A 7886-nucleotide genomic window follows, 5' to 3' on the forward strand; every position below is an offset into this window, starting at 1 on the left:
TTACCGCAGGCATATGATTCATATCTGAATCCGTAAGCGTTCATCGGCGCGTTGGTTTCGTTGTTCGGTGATCACCCGCCGCCACGTATTCAAGTAGGATTCAGGCTTCCCACAGGGACTGCTGTCGAGAAAAGGTGGTCTTTTAGAGTAATTATTTGTAACTAGTACGGCAAACAAAATGATGCGCAGGCTCAAGCCTGTCTTTTCCTACGTAATCAAGAGGCAACCACACCATTAATGGCCCGGTCTGTTCCCGAAAAAGAGCCCCTCTCCTCTTCTCCTAAAAACACGCTGCCCGCTGAAAACAATGAGGCAGAGCACGTTCCAGCAAAAACCAAAGCATCCCGGCCGAAAAAAGCTCCGGTAAAATCCAAAAAGAAGTCACCCCCAAAAAAACGAGCGGCCAAAAAAAGGAACCGCAAGCAGCCTAAAAAGCCCCCTGTCTCCAAACGATTATTGGCAGCCCTTGTATCTTTGGAACTCCTCGGCCTGCTCTTTTCCCTAGGGATGGTGGTGGTGGTGGTGCTTGGCTACGCTACTGATCAATTTTCTGGTATCGGTTTTTTTTCCCATCTCCTTCCTTTTGCTTTGGGCGTCGTCGGTCTCGTCCTCATTGCAGCCCTGCTTCTTGTGGGGTGGTATCGACTCAGAAGCTGGATTCGCCCACACTTTATTTTTCTTCCTGCCGCCTTGGCTATCCTCTTGGCTGTAACAGCCGGTGGTCTGTGTTTGCGAGGGGACTTTTTCTTTGCCTTCAGCCAATTTCGTATGCTTGTCGGAGGACGGGAAGAGGCAGCTCGAGTGAGCCTGACCCACCAAGTCTTTGCAGCCTACAGACGATTCGATGCTACCCAGGAACAAAAGATCATTGACCGCGCCCGGGATTATACCCATCCCATCGATGATGCAGCCGTGGCCTATTCACTGGACCCTGATTTACTGCGCGGTCTCGCAGCGACGGAATCATCCTTTCTCCCCCGGGACAGCAAAGACGGAGGCAAAGGGCTATTTCAAATCACCCGGGTTCCTGAGCATATTCTGGTTGGAACGGCCAATCTCCTCCAACTCAAAAAAATTGATGTAAACGACCATAGGCAGAATGCCTTTTTAGCCGCCGCCACCCTCCACTATTACCTGCAGCAAATGAACAACGACCTTTTCCTTGGCCTGCTTGCCTACAATATAGGCCCCAAAAACGGTGGGCTTCGCTTTATCATGCAGCAGTACGGAGCTACTGATTTCATTACCATTCAACCGTATTTGCAGCAACTGCCCCGTGCGTACCCGATCCGTGTTCTTTCTCATGCACTTGCCTTTCGACTTTATCAAAAAATGCAAACACTTCCCCCCTATGAAGAAGGATTGAACGCTGTGCGCATTCAGCACATCGGCATCCCCGGTATGTGATCAAGCTCGCCAGAACATGCCGCTTGTTTTGGCTTTGACATTCTTCTTAATTCCTCCGCATTGCCTTGATTTTGATATCTGGTGGCGTACAATTATCCTATCGCAATCCCTTAAAAAAGCCTTCTCTGCCTTTTTCAACATGGGTTGGACGGATCACACCAACAGCGAAGTTTAAGGAGTCTCGTATGCCTAAAAAATCCATCCTCTTCGTTGACGACGAACCCAACATTCTCTCTGGGCTTCGGCGAATGTTTCGCACACTGCGTCGTGAAAAAGATTTTCACTTCCTGGAATCCGGACAGGCCGCCTTGGATTTCATGGCGGAAAACAATGTTGACGTCATTGTTTCCGATATGCGCATGCCGGGCATGGATGGAGCTTCTCTGCTCACCAAAGTACAGGAGGAGTACCCTCGAACCATACGTATCATGCTTACCGGTCAGGCCGATGAAGAGTCTATTTTACGTACGGTTGGTGTGGTCCATCAGTTTATATCCAAACCTTCCACCCCGGAAACCCTGCGAGAGATCATTGACCGTGCCTGCGCCCTGCAGGACCTCATGGAAAACGAACAACTCAAGTCGGTGGTTTCGGGGATTGGCCAACTGCCAAGCCTACCTGAGGTCTACTCAAAGCTCCAAAACAAGATGAAAGATCCGGAATGTTCGCTTGCCGATGTGGCGGCAATTATTGAACAGGATCTGGCTATGAGCACCAAGGTGCTGCAGTTGGTGAACTCTTCTTTTTTTGGTTTTTTTAAAAATATCGATAGTCCGACCCGTGCGGTGAACTTGCTTGGTTTGGATACGGTCAAAGCGCTGGTGCTCAGCGTGGGGATATTCTCGGAAATCAAACCGTTGAATGCCAAACATTTTTCGATTCAGCAGCTATGGGATCACAGTGTCGCGGTTGCAGCCTATACCAAAAAAATCGTCCAAACCGAAACTGATTCCAAAGAAATGCTCGACCACAGTTTCCTTGCTGGATTTCTCCATGATATTGGAAAATTAATTCTCGTCTCAAGCCTGACTGATAAGTATATCGAAGCCACGAAAATGGCCCATGACATGGGAATGCCGCTCTGTGTGGCTGAATTTGAAACACTCAACGCCACCCATAGTGACGTCGGCGGCTATCTCCTCGGATTATGGGGACTGCCAGGGGATGCGGTCGAAACTGCGGCGTTCCACCACCGACTGGATCACTATCCCAACCCTTCTTTTTGCCCACCACTTGCCGTACACGCTGCTGATGCCATCTATTACCGTCTGCATCCTGAAAAAGCACCCGGTGAAATCATGCTCAGCATGGAATATTTAGAGAAGGCTGGGGTGAGCAACCGATTTGAGCACTGGCAGGAACTCTGCGAGGAATTAGGACTCTAAGGAACAGGCATGACTGAAAGAATTCTTTTTGTCGACGACGAACCCAACGTACTGCAATCCATCAAACGCCAGCTCCGCAAACGTTTCGACCTAGTCACTGCCGAAGGTGGAGAGGAGGCTTTACGCGTTTTAAAGGAAGATGGCCCCTTTGCAGTCATTGTCTCGGATATGCGTATGCCGGGTATGAACGGCGTTGAATTGCTCTCCAAAACAAAAGACCTCTATCCGGAAACCGTCCGCCTGATGCTCACGGGAAATGCCGACCAGGAAACAGCTATGGAGGCGGTCAACAGCGGACAAATCTTTCGATTTCTTACCAAACCCTGCCCACAGGCGGCCTTTGTCACTTCATTGGCGCTGGCTCTACGCCAATACCGCCTTATCGTCGCGGAGCGTGAATTACTGCAGAAAACGCTGAAAGGAAGCGTTAACGTCCTGACCGAACTGCTTGGTTTAGCCAATCCTCTGGCCTTCAGTTCCGGCCTGCGACTTAAAAATTACATGCTGCATGTGGCTGAATTCCTCGAACTTGGAGGCCTGTGGCAATATGAGATAGCCGCTTTGTTATCCCAAATTGGCTGTGTCACCATTCCGGGCGACGTGTTAAGCAAGGTATTTTCGGGGCACCCTTTGACCCGAGACGAGGAAACCATGTATCACAATCACCCCCAGGCGGGAGCAGACCTCTTGGAAAAAATTCCACGCCTGGAAAATGTCACCAAAATGATCCGCTACCAGCAAAAAGACTTCAGTGAATATGACGAAGAACTCGCCGCCTCTGAATTTGAAGAGGTTCTTATAGGTGCGCAAATCCTTAAGGTGGTTGTCGATTTTGATCAGTGCATTTTTCGTGGAATGAAAGCCGAAGAGGCTCGCAGTTGGATGCGGAAACAGCAGCATGTGTACAACCCTGAGGTGTTAAAAGCCTTAAAAACGCTTGCTGTCGAAGATCAGGAACAAATCATGAGTCTGTCCATCAAACAAATCACTGAAGGCATGGTTCCAGCTGAAGATATTGTTGCCAAAAACGGTGTGCTCATTATTCCCAAAGGTCAAGCAATCACCAAAACCATGCAGCAAGGGTTGAAAAACTTTTCAACCCAGGTGGGAGTGGTCGAACCGGTCAGAATTCAAATTGGCTCAGCGGATCAGGAAGGCGAGCCCGGGGAGTGAGGCATGCCAGCCACATGGAGCAAGAGAACATTCCTAAAATACCTACATCATCATGTTTTTTAGCCTTGTTTGGAAACAAATCAATTCTTAATTGTTTTTGATAGGAATATAATATTGACGGGTCACGGGCCTATTTGCTATAGCTTACGAGCACTCGACGGACTTTGCATCATAGGGCAATGAGTCTCGCCCCTGCTTTGGATAGAGAGGATCCGCTCAGGGATTCATACCGAGTCAGATATTGTCATCCAGCAATCTTGGAGACGCTTTTTTTCAGGAAGCCCCAAAAGACCGTTCGACCGAGGACGTCCCACTTTTCCATAAATTTTTTATGAAAGAGCTGAACCAGGTTTAGGCGGTTAACGGACATCCTCCATCCACAACGTAAACTGCAGGATTTTCTATGAAAGGAATCTACGCTGGAAGTTACGACCCGCCTACCAACGGCCACCTGTGGATGATTGAACAGGGAGCCCGTCTCTTTACCAAATTTTATGTGGCCGTCGGCCAAAACTCACAGAAACAGTATACCTTTAGCCTTGACGAACGAATGCAGATGCTCGAAGAAGTCTGCGCCCGCCACCGCAATATCGAAGTTGTTCATTTCGAAAACAAATTCTTAGTCAAATACGCAGAAACCATAGGCGTTGATTATATCCTTCGAGGCATCCGCAACGAAAAAGATTACACCTACGAGCGAGGGATGCGCTACGTGAACAGCAACATGAACAATCGCGTACAGACCTTGTTCATGATGTCGCCCAGACACCTTGTTGAAGTGAGTTCTTCTCTGGTCAAAGGCCTGGTCGGTTCCGATGACTGGGAAATGGTCGTTCGAGAGTATGTTCCAGACTGCGTCTATTATAAAATGCTCAGCAAATTTGGCCGCCTCCACCTCCATCCCCCCCGCCGAAGAATACTTGAAAGAATCTAAGTAAAACGCTACCCTTCTTTTATACATGGGTAAGGATCCTTCGAGACTCAGCCTGGTATAGGTGAACGCAGAGTCGCAGGGATTCAGGGATTTATTGGCCCGCAGAATACGGGTATAGCCTCCATCTCGCTTATGTATCATAGAATCACGGCAATAGAGTAGAGGCTAGAAGTTTTCTGCCTTCATGTTCCTACAGCTCAGTTGCTCAAAACTGCCGCCCTATCGCTTGACGCTTGCCTTCTTGTTTTCCATGGATCAAAAAACACCTTTTTTACGTACTCTCCCCAGGCAATGGCGGCCAATTGTCGCCTATGTTACCCCACTGATCGTCTGGGGACTGATACTCTCACTCATATACCTGCTGCGCTCATTCTTTTTACTTATTTTCCTGACCTTTGTTTTTTCCTATATACAGGCACGGAGCGTTGACAGGCTTAAACCGTGGATTGCATATAGACCGGTACGGGTACTCGTGGTCGCCCTACTCCTTATTTGTATCATGACGGCAACGGGGATTTTTTTCGTCCCCAAGGTTAAGCAGCAGACAGAACTTTTCGCCAGTCAATTTACAAGCTATCTCAACCGGGTTGACCAGGAGCTGTACCAACTCGAACAACGCTACCCGCTGCTTGGCGACATTCTGCCAGAAATTCAAAACCAAGGCTTAGGGAATGAGCAGAGCCTTCCCCCAAAAAAACGGATAAAATATTCGCCTTCTGCCAGCCTTCTCCAACAATTTCTTGGATTGGGTGAGGCTGCGACCGGTGTGCAAAACATTAATCAGGCTCTAGATACCTTTGGTAATATCGGTGCACGTATTGCCTCGGTCACCTCAGCCTTTCTCCTTTCCCTACTTTTTTCCTTTCTGATCGTCCTTGATCTCTCCAACCTGGCTGCAAGTGTGCGATCGCTACGAGCAACGAAACTGCGTTTTATTTATGAAAGTGTGGCCGGTAATCTGCGTGAATTTAGTCAGGTTCTGGGAAAAGCCTTGGAAGCACAGCTCATTATAGCCTTTATTAACGCAATCCTCACTGCTGTTGGGATAAGTGTTTTAGGGCTGGGGCAACACTTGGCGTTTTTGACGGTTATTGTCTTTTTCTGCTCTTTTTTTCCAGTCATTGGAGTTTTTATCAGTTCCTTTCCCATTTGTCTGGTGGCACTGCAGGCCTCAGGACTACAGACCATGTTTCTGGCAATCTTGCTTATTACTGTGATCCACCTGATCGAAGGATATATTCTTAACCCTCGCGTCTATGGCTCATACATGCGAATAAATTCGGTCATTATTCTCATCATCTTAACAGTTGCAGGTAAACTCTTTGGTTTTTGGGGACTCATTCTTGGGGTCCCTGTCTGCACCTATATTTTCGGCTATGCAATTCGTTACAAAGAAGAACAACCGATCAAGCAGCAAGAACCGACAGCGCTCATGAGGGAAGAATAAAATCATGGAATGGATGTTGGACATTGGCATATGGAGTTCGCTCTTAACCTTGACGATTTTAGAAATTGTCTTAGGCATAGATAACATCGTCTTTCTCACCCTACTTGTGAGTAAGGTCCCCAAGCAGAAACGTAACTTTGCCAGACAGTTCGGCTTGCTAGCCGCAATGGGAACACGCATCCTCTTATTGATTTCTGTTGCCTGGTTGGCGAAACTCGTCACGCCGCTTTTCACGTTCATGCACCATCAGGTCTCAGGCAGAGATCTCGTTCTGCTTTCAGGAGGGCTCTTCCTCATATACAAGGCCACCAAAGAGATTCATGAAAGCCTTGAGGGGCCTGAGGAGCTGAACGGCCCTAAACAACTGGCCTCCAACCTTGGAGTGGTTATTGCCCAGATTGCCGTTATAGACATTGTTTTCTCTCTGGATTCCGTGATCACAGCTGTTGGCCTTGCCGAACATCTCTGGGTTATGATAGCCGCCATCGTGCTTGCCATTGGTGTGATGATGGTTGCCGCTAAACCCATCGGAGAATTTGTAGAACACCATCCAACCATCAAAATGTTAGCCCTTTCCTTTCTGGTTCTTGTTGGGGTTGCTCTGGTGGCCGAAGGGACAGGGCATGAAATGCCAAAGGGCTACCTCTATTTTGCTATGGCCTTCTCATTTATAGTAGAAATGCTCAACCTCAAACTCAGAAAACAGGCTAGACCGGTTGTCTTACATACCCCCAAACAACAAACTGAGTAAATTGATAGCTCCCTGAACTCGTGACAACGGAAATCATGGAACATCGTATTTGGACGTTTTGGTGAAAATTTTTACAAGAAAATTTATTGGGTTCAGGGTGTCTTGAATAATTAGATTTTTCAATCAAGGCCAGGTAAGCGCAGACTCCGAGGATTGGCAGAAAAAGCAATTATTCAAGATGCCCTTCAGTTGCACCAAAAGACAACACACGCATTGAGATGCATCTTGCCAAACCCGCCCTCACCTCACAAACAATTGGCCTTTTTTGATTGAACTCTACAGTTCAAGCTATATAGTGTCCGGTGTGACTGGTTGAGTTAGCTGGTGCTGACCGCGGGCTTCAACCCCGTTGAGCTTCCTGTGAAAGGGGAGCTGTTTGGTTCGATTCCGAAACCAGTCTCCTCCCTCATTCCTTGATTTCTCTCTTTTTTCATCCAAAATCCGCGCGCTTTCATCGGTATATATCAGTTTCGTTGTTTGTGGCATGCCGGGAAACTGAATAACCCTATAATTTGTTAAAAATTCATAGTTTCATCAATAGGTTATTTTACGCAGAGGCCAACCTCTGTTACGGATTCAGATTCATATCGGTGTGTATCCCTGTTCACCTGAAAAAAACACAAAAAAAAGCCCATAACCAGCTGCGCTGGTTATGGGCTTTAGCGATAAAAACGGCGGCGACCTACTCTCCCACATAGTCTCCCATGCAGTACCATCGGCGCTGAAGAGCTTAACTTCCGTGTTCGGAATGGGAACGGGTGGGGCCTCTTCGCTATGGCCACCGAAAAA

The 7886-nt window shown here is 47.9% G+C and carries 6 protein-coding genes and 1 rRNA gene; 6 read left to right on the top strand and 1 reads right to left on the bottom strand.

Going from position 1 to position 7886, the window contains the following annotated elements:
• The first annotated feature begins 237 nt into the window (after positions 1-237).
• The 6 genes from JWJ90_RS09655 (at position 238) to JWJ90_RS09680 (ending at position 7097) form a co-directional block, all read left to right on the top strand.
• A complete protein-coding gene (locus JWJ90_RS09655; protein WP_205227012.1) occupies positions 238-1407 on the top strand; it encodes a transglycosylase SLT domain-containing protein in 1170 nt (389 codons plus the stop codon).
• Positions 1408-1592: 185 nt separating this feature from the next.
• The gene (locus JWJ90_RS09660; RefSeq protein WP_205227013.1) at positions 1593-2792 is read left to right on the top strand and encodes a response regulator; all 1200 of its coding nucleotides are present in this window, start codon (positions 1593-1595) and stop codon (positions 2790-2792) included.
• A 9-nt stretch (positions 2793-2801) separates the two neighbouring features.
• Positions 2802-3965 carry an HD domain-containing phosphohydrolase gene (locus JWJ90_RS09665; protein ID WP_205227014.1) on the top strand — a complete coding sequence of 388 codons (1164 nt, stop codon included), beginning with the start codon at positions 2802-2804 and terminating at the stop codon, positions 3963-3965.
• A 403-nt stretch (positions 3966-4368) separates the two neighbouring features.
• Positions 4369-4899: a pantetheine-phosphate adenylyltransferase gene (gene coaD / locus JWJ90_RS09670; RefSeq protein ID WP_205227015.1), complete on the top strand. Its 531-nt coding sequence runs from the start codon at positions 4369-4371 to the stop codon at positions 4897-4899.
• 184 nt (positions 4900-5083) lie between these two features.
• Positions 5084-6346: an AI-2E family transporter gene (locus tag JWJ90_RS09675; RefSeq protein WP_205227016.1), complete on the top strand. Its 1263-nt coding sequence runs from the start codon at positions 5084-5086 to the stop codon at positions 6344-6346.
• Positions 6347-6350: 4 nt separating this feature from the next.
• Entirely contained in the window at positions 6351-7097 is a 747-nt protein-coding gene (locus JWJ90_RS09680; RefSeq protein WP_205227017.1) for a TerC family protein, read from the top strand.
• 669 nt (positions 7098-7766) lie between these two features.
• Here the strand turns inward: JWJ90_RS09680 and rrf are convergent.
• Positions 7767-7883 (bottom strand): 5S ribosomal RNA (rrf, locus tag JWJ90_RS09685).
• Between the last annotated feature and the right edge of the window lie 3 nt (positions 7884-7886).

Origin of the sequence: Desulfobulbus rhabdoformis (genome assembly GCF_016919065.1) — a bacterium.
In the GTDB taxonomy this organism is placed as follows: Bacteria; Desulfobacterota; Desulfobulbia; order Desulfobulbales; family Desulfobulbaceae; genus Desulfobulbus; species Desulfobulbus rhabdoformis.

Coding starts and splice junctions, on each gene's coding strand:
- JWJ90_RS09655 (WP_205227012.1), top strand. CDS start 238: ATGGCCCGGTCTGTTCCCGAAAAAGAGCCCCTCTCCTCTTCTCCTAAA.
- JWJ90_RS09660 (WP_205227013.1), top strand. CDS start 1,593: ATGCCTAAAAAATCCATCCTCTTCGTTGACGACGAACCCAACATTCTC.
- JWJ90_RS09665 (WP_205227014.1), top strand. CDS start 2,802: ATGACTGAAAGAATTCTTTTTGTCGACGACGAACCCAACGTACTGCAA.
- coaD (WP_205227015.1), top strand. CDS start 4,369: ATGAAAGGAATCTACGCTGGAAGTTACGACCCGCCTACCAACGGCCAC.
- JWJ90_RS09675 (WP_205227016.1), top strand. CDS start 5,084: ATGTTCCTACAGCTCAGTTGCTCAAAACTGCCGCCCTATCGCTTGACG.
- JWJ90_RS09680 (WP_205227017.1), top strand. CDS start 6,351: ATGGAATGGATGTTGGACATTGGCATATGGAGTTCGCTCTTAACCTTG.